At 68.0% G+C, this 14,821-nt stretch carries 17 protein-coding genes; 16 read left to right on the forward strand and 1 reads right to left on the reverse strand.

Going from position 1 to position 14,821, the window contains the following annotated elements; translation table 11 throughout:
• Positions 1 to 16 precede the first annotated feature (16 nt).
• From OV208_RS12435 to OV208_RS12460, 6 genes are read left to right on the forward strand one after another with little or no spacing between them, the layout of a single operon-like run.
• Positions 17 to 661, forward strand: a complete 645-nt coding sequence (locus tag OV208_RS12435) for an HK97 family phage prohead protease (protein ID WP_267574050.1) — start codon at positions 17 to 19, stop codon at positions 659 to 661.
• Positions 658 to 1,881 (forward strand): phage major capsid protein, encoded by a 1,224-nt coding sequence (locus tag OV208_RS12440; protein ID WP_267574051.1) that lies wholly within the window; start codon positions 658 to 660, stop codon positions 1,879 to 1,881. The genes OV208_RS12435 and OV208_RS12440 overlap by 4 nt, the downstream gene beginning before the upstream one ends.
• Before the next feature lie 31 nt (positions 1,882 to 1,912).
• Positions 1,913 to 2,347 (forward strand): hypothetical protein, encoded by a 435-nt coding sequence (locus OV208_RS12445; RefSeq protein ID WP_267574052.1) that lies wholly within the window; start codon positions 1,913 to 1,915, stop codon positions 2,345 to 2,347.
• 4 nt (positions 2,348 to 2,351) lie between these two features.
• Positions 2,352 to 3,017, forward strand: a complete 666-nt coding sequence (locus OV208_RS12450; RefSeq protein WP_267574053.1) for a hypothetical protein — start codon at positions 2,352 to 2,354, stop codon at positions 3,015 to 3,017.
• On the forward strand, positions 3,017 to 3,340 hold the full coding sequence (locus tag OV208_RS12455) for a hypothetical protein (RefSeq protein ID WP_267574054.1): 324 nt from the start codon (positions 3,017 to 3,019) through the stop codon (positions 3,338 to 3,340). The genes OV208_RS12450 and OV208_RS12455 overlap by 1 nt, the downstream gene beginning before the upstream one ends.
• Entirely contained in the window at positions 3,340 to 3,762 is a 423-nt protein-coding gene (locus OV208_RS12460) for a phage tail terminator protein (RefSeq protein ID WP_267574055.1), read from the forward strand. Before OV208_RS12455 ends, OV208_RS12460 begins: the two co-directional genes overlap by 1 nt.
• A gap of 23 nt (positions 3,763 to 3,785) precedes the next feature.
• Here OV208_RS12460 and OV208_RS12465 read toward each other — a convergent pair whose 3' ends face one another.
• Entirely contained in the window at positions 3,786 to 4,658 is an 873-nt protein-coding gene (locus OV208_RS12465) for an HNH endonuclease (RefSeq protein ID WP_267574056.1), read from the reverse strand.
• An 87-nt stretch (positions 4,659 to 4,745) separates the two neighbouring features.
• On the opposite strand from OV208_RS12465, the gene OV208_RS12470 reads away from it, so the two are divergent.
• The 10 genes from OV208_RS12470 to OV208_RS12515 all read left to right on the forward strand — a co-directional run bounded on the left by OV208_RS12470 (position 4,746) and on the right by OV208_RS12515 (position 14,821).
• The gene (locus tag OV208_RS12470; RefSeq protein ID WP_267574057.1) at positions 4,746 to 5,129 is read left to right on the forward strand and encodes a hypothetical protein; all 384 of its coding nucleotides are present in this window, start codon (positions 4,746 to 4,748) and stop codon (positions 5,127 to 5,129) included.
• A gap of 14 nt (positions 5,130 to 5,143) precedes the next feature.
• Positions 5,144 to 5,569, forward strand: a complete 426-nt coding sequence (locus tag OV208_RS12475) for a phage tail tube protein (protein ID WP_267574058.1) — start codon at positions 5,144 to 5,146, stop codon at positions 5,567 to 5,569.
• Positions 5,570 to 5,603: 34 nt separating this feature from the next.
• Positions 5,604 to 5,987 (forward strand): phage tail protein, encoded by a 384-nt coding sequence (locus OV208_RS12480; protein ID WP_267574059.1) that lies wholly within the window; start codon positions 5,604 to 5,606, stop codon positions 5,985 to 5,987.
• Between the two features lie 236 nt (positions 5,988 to 6,223).
• Positions 6,224 to 8,869 carry a hypothetical protein gene (locus OV208_RS12485; protein ID WP_267574060.1) on the forward strand — a complete coding sequence of 882 codons (2,646 nt, stop codon included), beginning with the start codon at positions 6,224 to 6,226 and terminating at the stop codon, positions 8,867 to 8,869.
• Between the two features lie 45 nt (positions 8,870 to 8,914).
• Positions 8,915 to 9,694 carry a hypothetical protein gene (locus OV208_RS12490; protein WP_267574061.1) on the forward strand — a complete coding sequence of 260 codons (780 nt, stop codon included), beginning with the start codon at positions 8,915 to 8,917 and terminating at the stop codon, positions 9,692 to 9,694.
• Between the two features lie 3 nt (positions 9,695 to 9,697).
• Positions 9,698 to 12,097 carry a fibronectin type III domain-containing protein gene (locus tag OV208_RS12495; RefSeq protein WP_267574062.1) on the forward strand — a complete coding sequence of 800 codons (2,400 nt, stop codon included), beginning with the start codon at positions 9,698 to 9,700 and terminating at the stop codon, positions 12,095 to 12,097.
• 42 nt (positions 12,098 to 12,139) lie between these two features.
• Complete coding sequence (locus OV208_RS12500) at positions 12,140 to 12,706, forward strand: M15 family metallopeptidase (RefSeq protein ID WP_267574063.1); 567 nt, start codon at positions 12,140 to 12,142, stop codon at positions 12,704 to 12,706.
• Between the two features lie 47 nt (positions 12,707 to 12,753).
• Entirely contained in the window at positions 12,754 to 13,257 is a 504-nt protein-coding gene (locus OV208_RS12505) for a hypothetical protein (RefSeq protein WP_267574064.1), read from the forward strand.
• Positions 13,258 to 13,265: 8 nt separating this feature from the next.
• Positions 13,266 to 13,553, forward strand: coding sequence for a hypothetical protein (locus tag OV208_RS12510; RefSeq protein ID WP_267574065.1), 288 nt, complete (start codon positions 13,266 to 13,268; stop codon positions 13,551 to 13,553).
• A 98-nt stretch (positions 13,554 to 13,651) separates the two neighbouring features.
• Positions 13,652 to 14,821 (forward strand): serine/threonine-protein kinase, encoded by a 1,170-nt coding sequence (locus tag OV208_RS12515; protein ID WP_267574066.1) that lies wholly within the window; start codon positions 13,652 to 13,654, stop codon positions 14,819 to 14,821.

Below are 14,821 nucleotides of genomic sequence, written 5' to 3' on the forward strand. Positions count from 1 at the left end.
CCGTCTCGTCCCTCAGATGGACGGTTCGTCCCCCACAGAAGGGGCGCGGAAGGTCTACACCTTCCGGGCGAACGATGCCGATTACGACAGGTACAACGACCGTCTGTCCGTCCAGGGCTGGCAACTCGACGCCTACGCCGCGAATCCTGTCGTCCTCTACATGCACGACGACGGCTCCGGTGGGCTGTTCGGTGCGGGCAGGACGGACATCCTACCAATTGGCAAGGGCCGTGCCTACGTCCAGGGCGACGCCCTCCTTGTGGACATTGAGTTCGACCAGGACGACGACTTCGCCCGGCGCGTCGAGTCCAAGGTCGAGAAGGGCATCCTCAACGCGGTGAGCGTGCGCTACCGCATGCTGCGCTACCACGAGAACGAGCGCGGGGGCTTTGACTGCGACGAGCAGGAACTGCTGGAGATCTCCGTCGTCACGATTCCCGGCAACCAGCGCGCGGTGCGGGTGAAGAAGCTCGCTGACGAGCGCGCCGCCCTCATCCGCGACATCACCGACGCAGTGGTGAAGGCCCTGGGCCGCAAGGCGCGGAAGAAGCGCAAGTCCACGCCGCCCGCGACGCCTCCCGCTCTGTCCGAGTCTGACACCCAAGCCCTCGCCGCGCACACGGCGCGGGCCCTGTTGCAGCACCTCCAGGAGAAGGCATGACCCCCGAAGAAATGCAGGAGATGGCGAAGTCGCTGGGCCCGCTGGTGGCCGCGCAGTTGGTGGAGCAGTCCAAGGGGCACCGCGACAGCTACGCAGCTCTGCTGGGAGCCAAGGCGGCCGACAGCGCGCCCGAGGAGCCCCGCTGCGCACCGATTACCGGCAAGCACATGACGGAGGGCACGGGCCTCAACCTCATCCGCTTCGTGAAGGCGAAGGCCGTCGCGCGCATGGATGGGCGCAACGTGGTGGACGTGCTGAAGGGGTGGGGCGACGAGGTGGTGAGCAAGTCGCTGTCCCAGGGCAACTACTCCGGTCTGGGCTCGACGGTGCATCCGCAGTTCGCCGCCGAGTTCATCGAGCTGCTGCGCAACAAGGCCGTGGTGCGACAGGCCGGCGCGCGCGTGATTCCCATTGGGGCCTCGCTCACCTTCGACCGGCAGTCCAGCACGGGCACCGCCTTCTACGGAGGGGAGACGAGCACGATTCAGGAGTCAGAGCCGGGCACGGACTCGGTGAGCCTCTCGGAGAAGAAGCTCACGGCGCTGACGGCGGTGCCGAACGACCTCATCCGCAACGCCTCTATCAACGCCGAGGAGTTCATCCGTAACGACCTGCTCAACGTCATGGCGCTGCGGGAGGACGCGGCCTTCCTCCGGGGAAGCGGCACGCAACTGGAGCCCCGCGGCATCCGCAACCAGGTGGACGCGGCCCACGTCTACGCGGAGACGGTGGCCACGGCGGGCTCGCCGACGCTGCTGGAGATGAAGAAGGAGCTGAACAAGGCGAAGCGGAAGCTGAAGAAGGCCAACGTGCCGATGGTGAAGCCCGTGTGGCTCATGGCCCCTGGCGCGGAGACGGCGTTGCTGGATGCGGTGGGCCCCGGTGGCGAGGGCTACAACTCGCTGGAGAAGGAGATGGTGGAGCGCGGCACGCTGCGCAACGTGCCCTTCTTCGTCACGAACCAGATTCCGGAGACCCTCGGCACGGGCAACAGCCGCTCGGAGCTGTACCTCGTGGACATGGCCGAGGTGCTCATCGGCGAGTCCATGGCGCTGGAAATCGACGTCTTCCCGAACGGCGCCTTCACACGCGGCGGCCAAGTGGTCTCTGGCATCTCGACGGACCAGACCGTGCTGCGCGCCATCACCAAGCACGACCTGGCCATGCGCCACCGGCAGAGCGGCATAGTGGTGACGGGCTTGAGCTGGGGCAGCAACTGACCGGGGCGCGACCCCAGAACGGAAGGACACCATGAGCGCACCACACATCAGCCAGATCGGCGCTTTCATCGCAGCTCGCTTGGGCACGCCGCCCGCCGCGACCCCTGCCGGGACGCGCCAGGGGACGGGCTACGATCGGCTCGTCCTGGGAGAGAGCTGTGTCCTCGTCGCCGCGACGGGCGCGGTGACGGGTGGCCCCACGGCACAGGGCTACGAGGCGAAGCTTCAGCACTCCAGCGACAACGGGGAGGATGACGCCTGGACGGACTACGTGCCGTCCGGGGCGGGCTCGGCATTCGTGCAACTGACTGCGGCGAACGCCTTCGCGGAGAAGGACGTGGACCTCGGGGCGGCGAAGCGGTTCGTCCGCGTGGCGGAGTCCACGACGCTGACTGGCGGGACGACGCCCAGCCTTCAGGTGTGCTCCGTCGTCGTCTTCGGCGGCGCCATGACGCTGCCGGTGTGACGCCATGCCGAATCCTGCTGACCTGTGCCTTGCCGCTACCGTGGCGGATGACCTGGGCGTGGCGGTGACGCCGCGCCTGGAGTCCCTCGTCACGGCGGCGAGCCGGGCCGTTGCTGGCTACTGCGGCCGAGTCTTCGAGTACGGCGAGGGCCTCGTGGAGTACCCGGCTGGCTACGGGCGTCCGTTGCTGCTCCTGGAGCGCCCTCCCGTCGTCCTGGTGGTGGGCGTCTGGGAGGGCGGTGTCTTCGTGCCGGCCGAGGAGTACGAGAGCCACGGGAAGCTTGCCGATGCCGGCATGCTGTACCGCAAGGGCGGGGTGTGGCCCATGACGGCACGCTTGGGCGGCCAAGTGGTGGAGATGGTGGACAGCTTCCAGGGCGAAAGCGGGGATGCAGGACTCCGCGTCGTCTACGACGGGGGCTTCGTGACGCCGGGGCAGCGAGCCCTGGACGCCTCGCGCGTGGTGACGCTGCCGGAGGACGTGCAGGAGGCCACCATCCTCACGGCGGTGCAGCTATACCGCTCGCGCGGCGTCGACTCGATGGTCGCGAGCGAGTCCATCGGTGACTGGTCCGTGAGCTACTTCGCGGCGAAGGCCGAGGGGAAGAGTTCCATCCCTGGCACCGCGCAGGCGCTGCTCGCACCCTACGTCATGCACCGGGTGAGCTGATGGCGTCCCCCACGGACACCTTCCGGCAGTCGATTGCCTACGCGGTGCTGACGGGTAGGGATGCCTACGGCAAGCCGACGCTCGGGCCCCAGACGACGGCTCGGGCCCGCGTGCAGCCGTCCCGGCGTCTCATCCGTGACGCCAACGGTAACGAGCACTTGGCCGCGCACGTCGTATACACGGACGCGTTCCTCACGTTGCAACACCGCGTCTGGTTACCGGGCGAGGACGTGGCCGACTTCAACCGTGCCCGGCGTCCTGTTGCTGTGGACGAGAGCGTGGACGGAGCTGGTGCGGTGCGTTTCCGGAAGGTGTGGTTCTGATGCGCGACATCGCGTTGGAGCTTGCGGTGCTACTGGAGCGCGCGGGCCTCGGACTGGTGCGTCCTCCAGCTTCAGGCGCAAACCTCTTCACATCGCCAATGCCCGAGTCGGACGGCGCCGTGCCCGACAGGGTAGTGGCCCTGGTGGTGACGGGGGGCGCGGGCCCCCAGTCCTATGTGGGCCGGAGGCGCATGGCGTACCTCGTACCGGAGTGTCAGGTACGGACCCGCTCCGAGCGAGAGGACTTCGAGGGTGGGCAGCGTCTCGCCCAATCAGTCTTCGCAGCTCTCAACCAATCGGCCCTCATGCCCTACTCCGTGGTACGCGCAGAGGAGAGCGCACCAGCGTACTTGGGGACCGACGACGCGGATCGGCACCGCTGGGTGTTCAAGCTCGTAGTCGGCTACCTCGTTGCTTCTTGAGGCCACCTCGGGCACGTAGGATCTCAGGGCTGATGTGTAGGGCTGACCTCAATCAGGCTGCGGCTCTTGCCACCAAGATGAATCATCGCGTGACAGTTTGCGCAAACGATGGCCAAGTCGTCGAGCTTTGTAATGCGTATGCCTTTGAGGGAGCTGAGTGGCGTAATGTGATGAACATGCGCAAATCCATCCCCTAGTGCGCCATAAGTTTTCTTGAAGTCAAATGTGCATCCTGGGACTTCGCATGCAAGCCCGCCGGTGCTCTCCAGGACTTCGTTAATCTTGGCCATGCGAAGCTTGCGCTCCCTGTGTCGGTGGACAATGTATCGCTGGAATTCTTCGCCTTCAGGAAATCCAGCGTCATTGTTTGCTGAGTCAGGGGGGATATGCTTCGCGCCCTCTAGCGTACCCAGTGCGTCGGCACGTCTGCGGTCTGCTACTAGTTCCTGGATTTCTTCAACGAAGATGGAGACAGCATCGACCGATGTTGGGAACGCTATGTGGGCTTGGCCTAGCGGATACTTTGCGGCGAATCGTTTTGCTCGCTTGGCATTCAGGCCATCATGTTTCCTAGGCGGGTAGTTCCAGCGGAGGGCTGTTCCGTTTTGCGCGGTGTGATGGAACTCGATTTCTGTTGTTCCTAGGGCTTTTTCTGCCACCCCAACGAGATACCAGTCGCCAGGGCGCGATCGTGGAAGCCACTCTACGGTGACTAAAAGGAGCGCGCTATCTTCTGGGACATCCGATGCAATACGGACCGCCGCTCTGTGCTTCTTGTCCTTAAGCCACTTGTGCGACCAGAGTGGATGGCGCTTCGCTACCAGTTGAATAAACGGCAGTTCATTGGCAGCAGCCCTCAGTAGTGCGTCCAACGCCTTTGCCTTCGCCTCAATCATCGCTTCCCCTATGTGCTGCAGTAGCGAAATCTTCGCCAGCGCCAAACAACATCCCCATTGAAGAGGTGAATGCCTCTTCGAGTCAAAATGGATGTCCTGAAGCTGGAGCGACTGCGCCGTTCGCCTGTTGAGGTGCTGCGCGTGCTGGACGGCCCTTGCCGGGACATCGCCCGCCTCGCCCTGGACTACTCCCTGTTCCTCGTGCCGGTGGGAGACGGCCACCTGCGCGACAGCGCCTTCCTGAGTGGCCCCCTCCACAACCTGAGCCGGCGCCTCTCCACGACGTGGACTGCGGGCTACGCGCATCCGTCCGCTGGTTCCATTCACGAGGGCTGGCACTGGGGCGCGCAGCTCTTCAACCCACCGCCACACTTCCTCCGCAAGTCCTTCCGTCGCGCCAGGGGCAGCGCTCGCCGTCGCGTGGCCGCCGTCCTTAAAGACTTCCTGACGCAGCGCTTCCCCTACCACTGACTGGAGCTACCACCATGCCCGAACCCCGAGAGGCCTTCTTCGACAAGCTCTACATCCGCGCCACTGACACCGCGCCCGTCGAGGCGGATGCGCTGGAAGGCGTCCTTGAGGCGCCCGTCAACCGCGCCAAGGACACCGTGGACGCCAACTACTTCGGCAGCGATGGGTGGAAGCGCTCGAAGGGCACCTGGAAATCCTTCTCCATCCCGCTGTCCGGCCACGTCTTCATGAGCAGTTCGCCGCAGCAGGTCCTGCGCGATGCCTTCGAGAGCGACGCCACGGTGTTCTTCACCGTCGTGGAGGACGAGACGGCGCCTGTGGGCACGCAGGGCTTCCGCTACCCGGTGAAGGTGACGTCCTACGAGGAGGGCCGTAGCGCCTCGGACGTCGTCACCTTCTCCGCCACCCTCGCTGGCCAGGGCGCGCCCGTCGCGGTGTAGCCGGCCCCTTCTTCTTCACACCCGAGGTATCGCTATGACCGCACCCATCACGCACCGAAAGCCCCTGGGCTCCCGCCGTACCCTCCACCAGCGCGTCACCCTCGACGGCGCCGATTACGATCTCTGCCGCCCGACGCTCGGCGAGAAGCTCGACGTCCTCTCCGCCGCGAAGGCGGCCCGCGAGTTGGGGCCGGACCGGCAGCCCGTGGATGAGCCCGCGGGGATGATGATGATCGCTCGCATCGCCGTGGCCTGCCTCTACCACCCGGGCACCGCTACACGCGTCTTCACGGAGGACGACGCGGGCCAGGTGAAGAACGAGCCCTGGCTGGAGGAAATCCAGGGCGCGCTCGCCCAGGCCTTCGCGGGGCCGACACTGGAGACCGCCAAGGGAAACTCCGAGACCACCCCGAGCTGAGAGCGCTGCACGGGGTGGTGAAGCTGACGGGTCAGTCGCCCGAGGCGGTGCGCGGCTGGGATTGGGAGGACGTCGTCCACCTCCTGGCGCTCTGTGCGCTGGAGGCCGATGAGACGCGCGGCGCCCGGACGCATGGGCCCGCCGCCCCTTCCGGCCCTCAGATAACGACGACGGTTTTCAAGAAGCGTCCCAAGAGGTGATGCATGTCCGGTGCCTTGAAAGTTGGAGGACTTTATGTGGCTGTCACAGCCTCCATTGGCGAGGCCCTGTCCAACCTCGGCAAGGTGGTGGAGGCCGTCGAGAAGTCCGCCAAGCAGGTGAAGGAGAAGTCGAAGGGCCTGGGTGAAATCGGCGCGGCGGTGTCGGCGGGAATTGCCGGCGCCGTCGCGGCGGCGGCCACGTCCAACGCGGACATGGCGCGGGAGACGGAGCGGATAACCGCGCTCCTCTACACGCTGGCGGCGGACATCGGTGATGCCTTCCTCCCGGTGGTGCAGCACGTCGCGGATGGCGTCGAGCGCGTGGTGGCGAGCTTCCAGTCCCTCTCCCCGGACGTGAAGGCCGCCGCCTCCAACATGCTGGTGTGGGTCGCTGGAGCGGGCCTCGCCGTCGGGATGCTGGGCAAGGTGGCTGGGGTGGTGGAGGCCGTGGCGGGCGGCGCGGGGCTGCTGGTGAAGGTGCTGGGCGCCCTCAACAAGTCCGTGGCCCTGGCCTCCCTCGCGGCCTCCGTGGACAAGGTGACAGCTTCCATGGGCGGCATGGTGGCGAGCACACCGTCCGTCACCGGCAGCCTGGGGCGCATGGCCCTGTCCGCTGGAGGCTTGCTGGTGCCGCTCGCAGCGGTGGCCGCCGCCGTGGCTGCCCTGGTGCTGCTGGCGGGCAGCGTCTACGCCGCCTGGGAAGACAGCAGCACGGGCCTGGCTGACTTCTTCCGGAGCATTGGCGAGCAACTGGCGAAGTGGGCGAGCCGCATCGCGGACGGCTTCTCTCGTGCCTTCGTGGCTATGGGTGACTTCGTGAAGCAGGCTGCCCTGTCCGTCCTGGATGGCGTCGCGGCGCTGGTGCGCGGCGTCTCCCGCCTCCTGGAGCCCGTGGCACGTCAGGCGGGCTTCCCGGAGCTGGCGGCTACCTTCCAGCAGGTCTCCACCCTCACGGGCCGGGAGCTGCTGGACACGCTGGGGCAGGGCGCCCAGGTGCTTTGGGACGGCACGCGGCAGACAGCGGCGGCGGTGGGAGACGCAGTGGCCGGGGCAGGGCGCGAGCTGGAGGAGAGCGTCGCCTACGGCCTGCGCACTAGCGCGGCGGGGGCGAAGAAGCTCGGCGCGGACCTCGCTCGGGCCCTCAACCTGGAGGGCGTCACGTCTCAGATTCAAGCCCTCTTAGCGAAGCTGATGGGTGGGAGCGGCGCACAGGGCAAGGCGCGGATCCGCAAGCCCACGGACAAGGCCGCCCTGGAGGCCGCCCAGAAGCAGGAGGCGGCGGAACTCGCCGCCATGACGAAGCTCCAGGCCCAGGCCAACGAGGAGTCGCGCCGGGAGTACCTGGCCAGCGTGCGCGCGGATGAAGCCGCTGGCGCCGCTGCCTTCCACGAGATGCGCCTGGAGGCGGAAGGCCTCGCCGCTGCGGCGGAGCAGGCGATGGAGTCCGCGCGCTCGGCGCTGGTGGATAGGTTCATCGGCGGCCTGGGCCAACTGGGCGACCTCATCAACGCCGCCGTCCAGGGCATGCAGTCGGGCGGCATCTACGGCGCCATCATCGCCGTGGTGGGCGAGCTGCTCATGCAGTCCGAGGGTTTCAGGGGCGTTATCGAATCCGTCAACACCATCATCCAGATGGTGGCCGACTCGCTGGGCACGTTGCTGGAGCCGCTTCAGCCCCTGCTGGCCGCAATCACGGTCATCATCGACGGCTTCCTCTCCGTCCTCACGCCCGTTTTCGAGATGCTCGGCGAAGCCATCGAGCCCCTGGTGCCGCCGCTCATGCTGCTGGGCGACATCGTCAAGGGCCTGGCGCCCCTCTTCGAGATCGTGGCCAAGGTCTTCATGCTGATTATGGCGCCGCTCAGCATGCTGGGCGGGCCCGTCATGAAGGGCCTCTTCACCGTCCTGAAGTTCGTCGGCACCGTCATCCTCACCATCGCGAAGGCCATCGGCGCGGTGTGGAATGCAGTCGTCGGCGCGGTGCAGACCGTCATCCGGGCCATCTCCTCCCTCGTCGAGTGGACGGGTTTCGACGGGCTGAAGAGCCTCGCGCGCTCGCTCAACAAGCTGAAGGTGGACACGGACAGCATGGGCGAGTCCCTCCAGGTGCTGGAGGACGCGACGTGGGACTCCGCGAAGGCGCGCGCCGAGGAAACAGCCCAGGTAGACGAGCACACGGAAGCCGTGGCCCGCGCCACGGCGGCGCTTACCAACGTGCCCTCCGCGTGGAAGGTGGCGCTGCGTCGCTTCGAGTCGGAGGACACGCAGGACGGCCCCACCGTGCCGCCCAAGCCGAAGCCCACGCCCGGGAAGACGGACGACGGCGAGCCGGAAGAATCCGAGGAATCGCCCGCTGCGCAGGGGACGATTCCGAAGTGGCTGCTGGGCATGTTCCCGCCCGCCCTCCAGCAAATGCTCCAGGGGCAAATGCCCGCGAATCCGACGGTGCCGGGATGGCTCGGCCTGCCGCCCTGGCTGACTGGCGGTGGTGGGCAGGTGCGTGCGCCGGAGACGGGCAACGCCTCCGCCATGGCCGCGCCCGTCACCTACAACATCACGGGCTACGACATCGACGCCGCCATCGAGGCGACGCGTCGGGACGAGTCGCTGCGCCAGCAGCGCGCGGGCGTGCGCACCGTCGGCAGCCGCGTGCGTCTCGCGACGCGCTTCTCCTCCTTCTGAGGCCACCTTCCCATGACTTCTGCCTTGTCCCTTTCTGGCATCCCCTTGCCCGTCTCTGCGGAGCGGGGCCTCACGTACACGCCGACGTTGCTGGGCGAGCACCGCCGCGCCTTCTCCGGGTGGCTTCGCAGCAGCGAGCGGCGCGAAGTCTTCACCCTGGCGGGCAACACGGGCCCGCTCACCCAGGAAGAGGCTCGCGCCTACCGCGGGCTCCTCAAGGGCGAGGGCCAGGTGTGGAGCTTCGAGGAGGGGCTTCGCAGCCACGCCTTCCTCTCGCCGAGCGCCACCGAGGGCAACGTCTGGGCGGTGGAGTCGGCGGGCCGCTTTGGCGGATGCATGCGCATGGACTCCGGGGCGAGCGTCACGTTCCCCACGGGCCTCGGGCCGAAGTGGACGGTGGCCTACTGGTGGAAGCGCGAGGGGACGAAGGACCGATGGAGACACCACATCCACCGTGCGGGCGTGGGGCTCAGCGTCAACGGCATTCCAGGGACAAGCCCCCACGCGGACGGCTTCCTCGTCACGGAGGGACTGGCGACCCTTCCCCAGGGCGCGGTGACGCTGCGCAACCCCGCTGGGGAGGAGTTGCTGGTGGACGAGCTGGTGGTGCTGCCGTGGGTGGTGCCCGCCGCCTGGGTGTCGCCCTGGTACGTCGCTGGAGAGCCCTTCGGCGCGCCGTACCCATACCACCGGGCTTCAGGTGCCGCCCTCTACGAGCCGTTGCCCGTGCTGGGGCGGATTGGGGCAGGCCGCGCGGTGCAGTGGTGGGAGGGCGGCGTCCTCGTCCTGGGGCAGGAGTTCGACTTCGAGTTGCAGGAGCGCTGACGCATGCGTCCGTTGACGTCCTTCCAGGCCGCCCTCTTGGGCAGTCCTTCCGGCTACTCCACCCATCCGCGCGTCTGGGTGCGCGACGGGGCAGGGGCGTGGCGCAACCTGCAAACCCTCCTGGGCTTCGACTGGGTGCTGGGCGTGCGCGTCAACGAGAAGCTGGACGCGCCCGTCGCGGAGGCCGAGGTGTCCCTCCTGCGCAGCGGATCCGCTGGCCAGCGCCTCTCCCTGTCTCCGCTGGTGGTGCACTCCCTCGTCAACACGTCCGCTGCCGGCAGCTTCGCGCCGTTGCTCGTGGAGGGCGCCTACTTCCGCGTGGAGTTGGGCCTTGCTCCTCTTTCCACCGTGCCGAAGGCGGAGGACTACTTCGAGGTCTTCCGGGGCCGCATTGACGAGGTGGACGCCGGGCCCGAGGAGCTGCGAATCGCGGGGCGCGACCTGGGCGGTTTGCTCCAGGACATCACCATCGAAGTCGAGCGCGAGTATGGCAACGACACGGCGGGCGTGGCCGTGCAGTCCATCATCCAGGCCCTCCTCAACGACAACGGCATGGCCTCCTTCGGCCTCATCACGCCCGTGGATCCGATGTCCCAGCGCGGCCGGTACGTGCAGCAGGTGGAGCCGGTGCTGGATGCGGCTCGTGCCCTGGCGCAGCAGATTGGATGGGACTGCCGCATGCGCTGGCAGCCCTCCGTGAGCGGCTACGCGCTCACCCTGGCTGCTCCGGACAGGCTCCAGGTGGAGGAGGACTGGAGCTATGGCCCGGACGAGTACGGCAGCCTCGATAGCGTGACGCGCCAGTTGGCGGACATCCGCACGGACGTGGAGGTCATCTACAGCGACAGGTACGACCTCGACGCCTCGGGCGTGCCGAAGCGCAAGAAGGTGAAGGCCAGCAACCCCACGGCTCGTGCCCAGGTGGGACGCCGCTGGATGCAGGTAACGGAGGACGCCTCCAGCAACATCGACACTGCGGCGGAGGCGCAACGGCTGGCGGATGCCGCCATCGCGGACCTCTCCGTGTCGCCGCTCACCGTGACGCTGACGGTGGATCCGCACCCGGGCCTGGAGCTCGCGGACCTGGTGCTCGTGCAGCCGGATGGCGTCCGCCTGGACACGCCGCAGCGGCTCGCGGTGCAGGAACTGGAGCACCAGTGCGCCACGGACGGCACGGCGCGCATGCAGTTGGTGCTGCGCGGCCAGCCATCTACCTCGGTGCGCGAGTGGCTGGAGCGCGACAGCCGGCCGGGCATCGCCCCCAGCGCCCCGTTTACCGGCCCCGCGGCGCCGCAGCAGGTGAGGGCGACGCCGACCGTCAACGGCTTCGTGGTGTCGTGGACGCCCGCCGTGTCCGGCCCCGCGTGGGACGAATACGAGGTGCACGCCTCGCGGACGCCGGGCTTCCTGCCGTCGCAGGACACCTTCCAGTCGCGAGGGAAGACGACGCGCGTTCCGCTCTCCGAGTTGCGCCCGGGCGCCACCTACTACTGCCGGGTGGTGGGACGCGACGCGAAGGGCAATCTGGGTGCGCCTTCAGCCGAAGTATCCGTCACCACGGGCTACCTGACGCCCGCCACGTTGCAGCCCGGCGTGGCCTTCGGCGAGTCGCCTCCCAATCCGGACTTCGAGGCACACTCCTTCGAGGAGCTGCCCCCGGACGCGTGGACGATGGGCACGGGCCTCTGGGGCGCGCATGCCCAGGTGACGACCGACGCGTACACGGGCGCGCGAGCCATTCGGTTGGTGGCGAACGGCACGCGCCTCGACTCGCAGGCGATGATTGCGCGGCCGGGCGACAGGTACAGCGTGGACGCGCTTGCGACGGCGACGCAGTTGGGCACGGCACTGTCCGTCCAACTCGTCTGGTACGACGGCGCTTTCAACGTGTTGGGTGTGGTGAATACGACGCGGGTCTTGTCCGTGAGCGGCTGGGAGCGACTCACAGGCTTCCACAACGCGCCCGCTGGCACTCGCTACGTGCAGGTGCGCCTGCTGGCCAACATCACGCAGGGGGCGCCGTGGTTGTACGTCGATTCGGTGCGGCTGGAGCGCATCGGCGGCCTTGTGGAGCCCTGGACGGCCATCCGCACCGGGCAGATCAGCGACCTGGAGAATGGCTGGACGGCGTGGGACGCAGGCTGGCCCTTGGGCTTCTACCGCAACAGCGACAACGAGCTGTCCATGCGGGGCCTCCTCCGGCCCGGCACGGTGGGTTACGTGACGGCCTATCGCTTCCCGAGCGGCTCTCGCCCGAGTAGCGCTCGCATCTTCACGGTGCCGACGAGTCACGGGCTGGGGATGGCGCAACTGCTGCTGGACGGAGCCCTTCAGGTCTACAGCGTACCTGCGGGGACAGGCTGGGTGGGCTTCGACACGGTGCGCTTCCGCGTGGAGCAGTAGCACGCACGCCACCCGTCAAAACCCGCCCCCATTCAGTGGGGGATGATTCCCAACCCTAGCCTCTTCTCACGCATCGACTTGCAGCTCCTCTACCCGCCCTTCCAGGCGGTGATGGGCGAAGTCATCTCCCGCTGTCGCACGCGAGGCGCGGACTACGTCGCCACGCGCGGCTTCGCCACCTTCGCGGAGCAGGGAACGCTCCACGCGCGCTACCTGCGAGGGGAGGGCGGACGCGCGGCGCCCGAGGGGCTCTCCGCGCACAACTACGGCCTGGCCAACGACTTCTGCCGCGATGCCGACCTGGATCGGCCCGGACTGCAACCGCGCTGGGACGGGCCTGCCTACGCCATTCTGGGCGAGGAGACGCGGCGCGCAGGACTCGTCTGGGGTGGCTCCTTTGGCGACGCACCGCACTGCCAGTGGCCGGGCCTCGTGAGCGGCAGCCAGTTGGAGCCCGTGCGCGGCCTCTACCTCTCGGAGCCAGTGGACAGCACGGATGCGCAGCGGCTCGCCGCCGTCTGGCGCTTCCTCGACACGGTGCGCTCGCTGCCTGAGTGGCGCGCCATGCACCCGGCCCTGGTCACTTCGTTGGCACGACTCGGCTTCTGACTTCCCGTGCGGCGCTTCGCCGCGCGTCACCCACGAAAGGCATGCCCATGCTGCGACGTCTCGCTGTCCTCTCCCTTTGCCTCGTCTTCCCCTCCATCGCTTTCGCGCAGGTGGCCACGTCGCCCGACCCCGGCAACGTCGAGTCCTTCGCGCGACTCGTCCTCGACGCGGTGACGGACCGCAACTGGGCCCTTGTCGCTTCGCTGGTCGTCGTCGGCCTCGTTTACGTGCTGCGACGCTTCGCGGGTGCGTGGTGGCCGCTGCTGCGCACGGCGCGGGCGGGGGCGGTGCTCGCGGTGCTGGTGGCCGTAGCCGGCGCGGTGGCCAACGCGCTGATCGCGGGCGAGGGCTTCACCGTGGCGCTGCTGCTGAAGGCGCTCGCCATTGGCCTCGGTGCGGCGGGTGGCTTCACAGTCATGAAGACGCTCGTCTTCGGTGACGCCCAGGTGGAGGCCGCCGAGAAGGCCGGGGAGGCGGCGGCCGGGGAGATTGCCGGCAAGGCGGCAGCGGTGGCGGCGCTCGATGCCCTGCGTCCGGGCGACGGGCGATGAGGCCCCTGGTGATTGCGCTGGCCTTGGTTGTGGCGGGGCCAGCGCGTGCCGAGGGCGAGGTGCTGGACGTGGCCCGCGCCACCGTGACGCTTCAGGACGGACGCACGGTGGCGGTGTCCGAGGGTTGCTGGCTCTCCACGGAGCGCTGCATCCTCACGGCTCGCGAGTTGCGCCGCCTCCAGGCCGAGAACGAGGTGCTACGCCAGCAGCCGCGTCCCGTTCCTGTGGTGGCCGTGGTGATGGCCGTGGCGCTGGGTGTCGGGGTGGGCTTCACGGCGGCGCGACTGCTGCGCTGATGACCTTTTAAGTCCTAGATGTATGGACTTTTAAGGTTCGTTGCGTCCAGACTCCTTGGGTGGCGCCGTCGCGCCGTCCCCCTTGCCCCCGAGGAGTCATGTCCACGTCCACCACCGATGACCTGGTGAGCACCCGGGAGTCGTCGCGCCGAAGGGCCTCCCCGCCCACGCCCGAGCGGCCCCGCTCCCTCTTCACCATTGACGGGGTTCGCTTCGAGGCGATCCGCGAGCTGGTGCTGATGCAGACAGGGGAGTTGCTGATGCTCGCCCGACGCTTCTCGGGGCAGGGCAACGCACTTCCCGGGCTCTGCTTCGTGCGACGGTTGGCCAACCCCTCCACCTTCATGCGTCGCACGCGGCTGGGGGAGGAGATTCAACTGGCCTTCCGCCTCCGCCATCCCGCCATCGCCCAGGTGTTCCACCGCAAGGTGCACCAGGACGCGCTGCACGTCGTCATGGAGTACGTGGACGGCCCCTCACTGGAGACGCTGGTGAGTGCGGGCGTGGCGCGCGGCAAGCCTGTCTCCGAAGCCTTCGCCCTCTACGTCGGCGCGGAACTCGCGGAGGCGCTGCACCACGCGCACACGCTGACGGACGAGGATGGCAAGGGGCTGGGCATCATCCACCGGGACGTCAACCCCCGGCATGTGTACGTGGGGACTCACGGCGAGGTGAAGCTGGTGAACTTCGGCGCGGCCTATTCGCTGGTGGTGGGGCGAGAGGAGTCGCCCGCGAGCCTCGTCCGGGGCGATGTGGCCTATGCCTCGCCCGAGTACCTGGAGCGGTTGCCGCTCACACCGCGCTCCGACGTCTTCAGTTTGGGCGTGCTGCTGGTGGAGCTCTTCACCGGCAAGCACCCCTTCGACGTGCAGGACATCCCCCGTCAATCCGAGGGGATGAGCCCTCTCCACTCGGAGATCCTTCCCTCCCTGCCGCTGACGCAGATGCGGATACTGCTCGCGAGCTTCAGTCCAGCGGACGTCGAAGCGGCGGTGGAGAAGCTTTCGCCCGACGTGAAGCAACTGCTGCACGCGGCCCTTCGCGCCAATCCGGAGGAGCGCTTCGCCACGGCGGCGGACATGCGCGACGTCCTGCGCGTGGCCCTGGCGCGGCGACACCCGGGCTACGGGCGGCAGGAGGCCGCTGCGGAATGGGCCCAGGTGCTGGCCGAAGGCAGCGTCCTTCGTGACGCGGTGGAGTTCGGCGAGGGTGGTTTTTTCCAAGAGGGCCTGGAGGAGCACGAGCTGAAGGCGCTCGTGAAGAAGTAG

It is taken from the genome of Corallococcus sp. bb12-1 (genome assembly GCF_026626765.1).
Classification (GTDB): Bacteria; Myxococcota; Myxococcia; order Myxococcales; family Myxococcaceae; genus Corallococcus; species Corallococcus terminator.

Coding starts and splice junctions, on each gene's coding strand:
- OV208_RS12435 (WP_267574050.1), top strand. CDS start 17: ATGGACGGTTCGTCCCCCACAGAAGGGGCGCGGAAGGTCTACACCTTC.
- OV208_RS12440 (WP_267574051.1), top strand. CDS start 658: ATGACCCCCGAAGAAATGCAGGAGATGGCGAAGTCGCTGGGCCCGCTG.
- OV208_RS12445 (WP_267574052.1), top strand. CDS start 1,913: ATGAGCGCACCACACATCAGCCAGATCGGCGCTTTCATCGCAGCTCGC.
- OV208_RS12450 (WP_267574053.1), top strand. CDS start 2,352: ATGCCGAATCCTGCTGACCTGTGCCTTGCCGCTACCGTGGCGGATGAC.
- OV208_RS12455 (WP_267574054.1), top strand. CDS start 3,017: ATGGCGTCCCCCACGGACACCTTCCGGCAGTCGATTGCCTACGCGGTG.
- OV208_RS12460 (WP_267574055.1), top strand. CDS start 3,340: ATGCGCGACATCGCGTTGGAGCTTGCGGTGCTACTGGAGCGCGCGGGC.
- OV208_RS12465 (WP_267574056.1), bottom strand. CDS start 4,658: ATGATTGAGGCGAAGGCAAAGGCGTTGGACGCACTACTGAGGGCTGCT.
- OV208_RS12470 (WP_267574057.1), top strand. CDS start 4,746: ATGGATGTCCTGAAGCTGGAGCGACTGCGCCGTTCGCCTGTTGAGGTG.
- OV208_RS12475 (WP_267574058.1), top strand. CDS start 5,144: ATGCCCGAACCCCGAGAGGCCTTCTTCGACAAGCTCTACATCCGCGCC.
- OV208_RS12480 (WP_267574059.1), top strand. CDS start 5,604: ATGACCGCACCCATCACGCACCGAAAGCCCCTGGGCTCCCGCCGTACC.
- OV208_RS12495 (WP_267574062.1), top strand. CDS start 9,698: ATGCGTCCGTTGACGTCCTTCCAGGCCGCCCTCTTGGGCAGTCCTTCC.
- OV208_RS12500 (WP_267574063.1), top strand. CDS start 12,140: ATGATTCCCAACCCTAGCCTCTTCTCACGCATCGACTTGCAGCTCCTC.
- OV208_RS12505 (WP_267574064.1), top strand. CDS start 12,754: ATGCTGCGACGTCTCGCTGTCCTCTCCCTTTGCCTCGTCTTCCCCTCC.
- OV208_RS12515 (WP_267574066.1), top strand. CDS start 13,652: ATGTCCACGTCCACCACCGATGACCTGGTGAGCACCCGGGAGTCGTCG.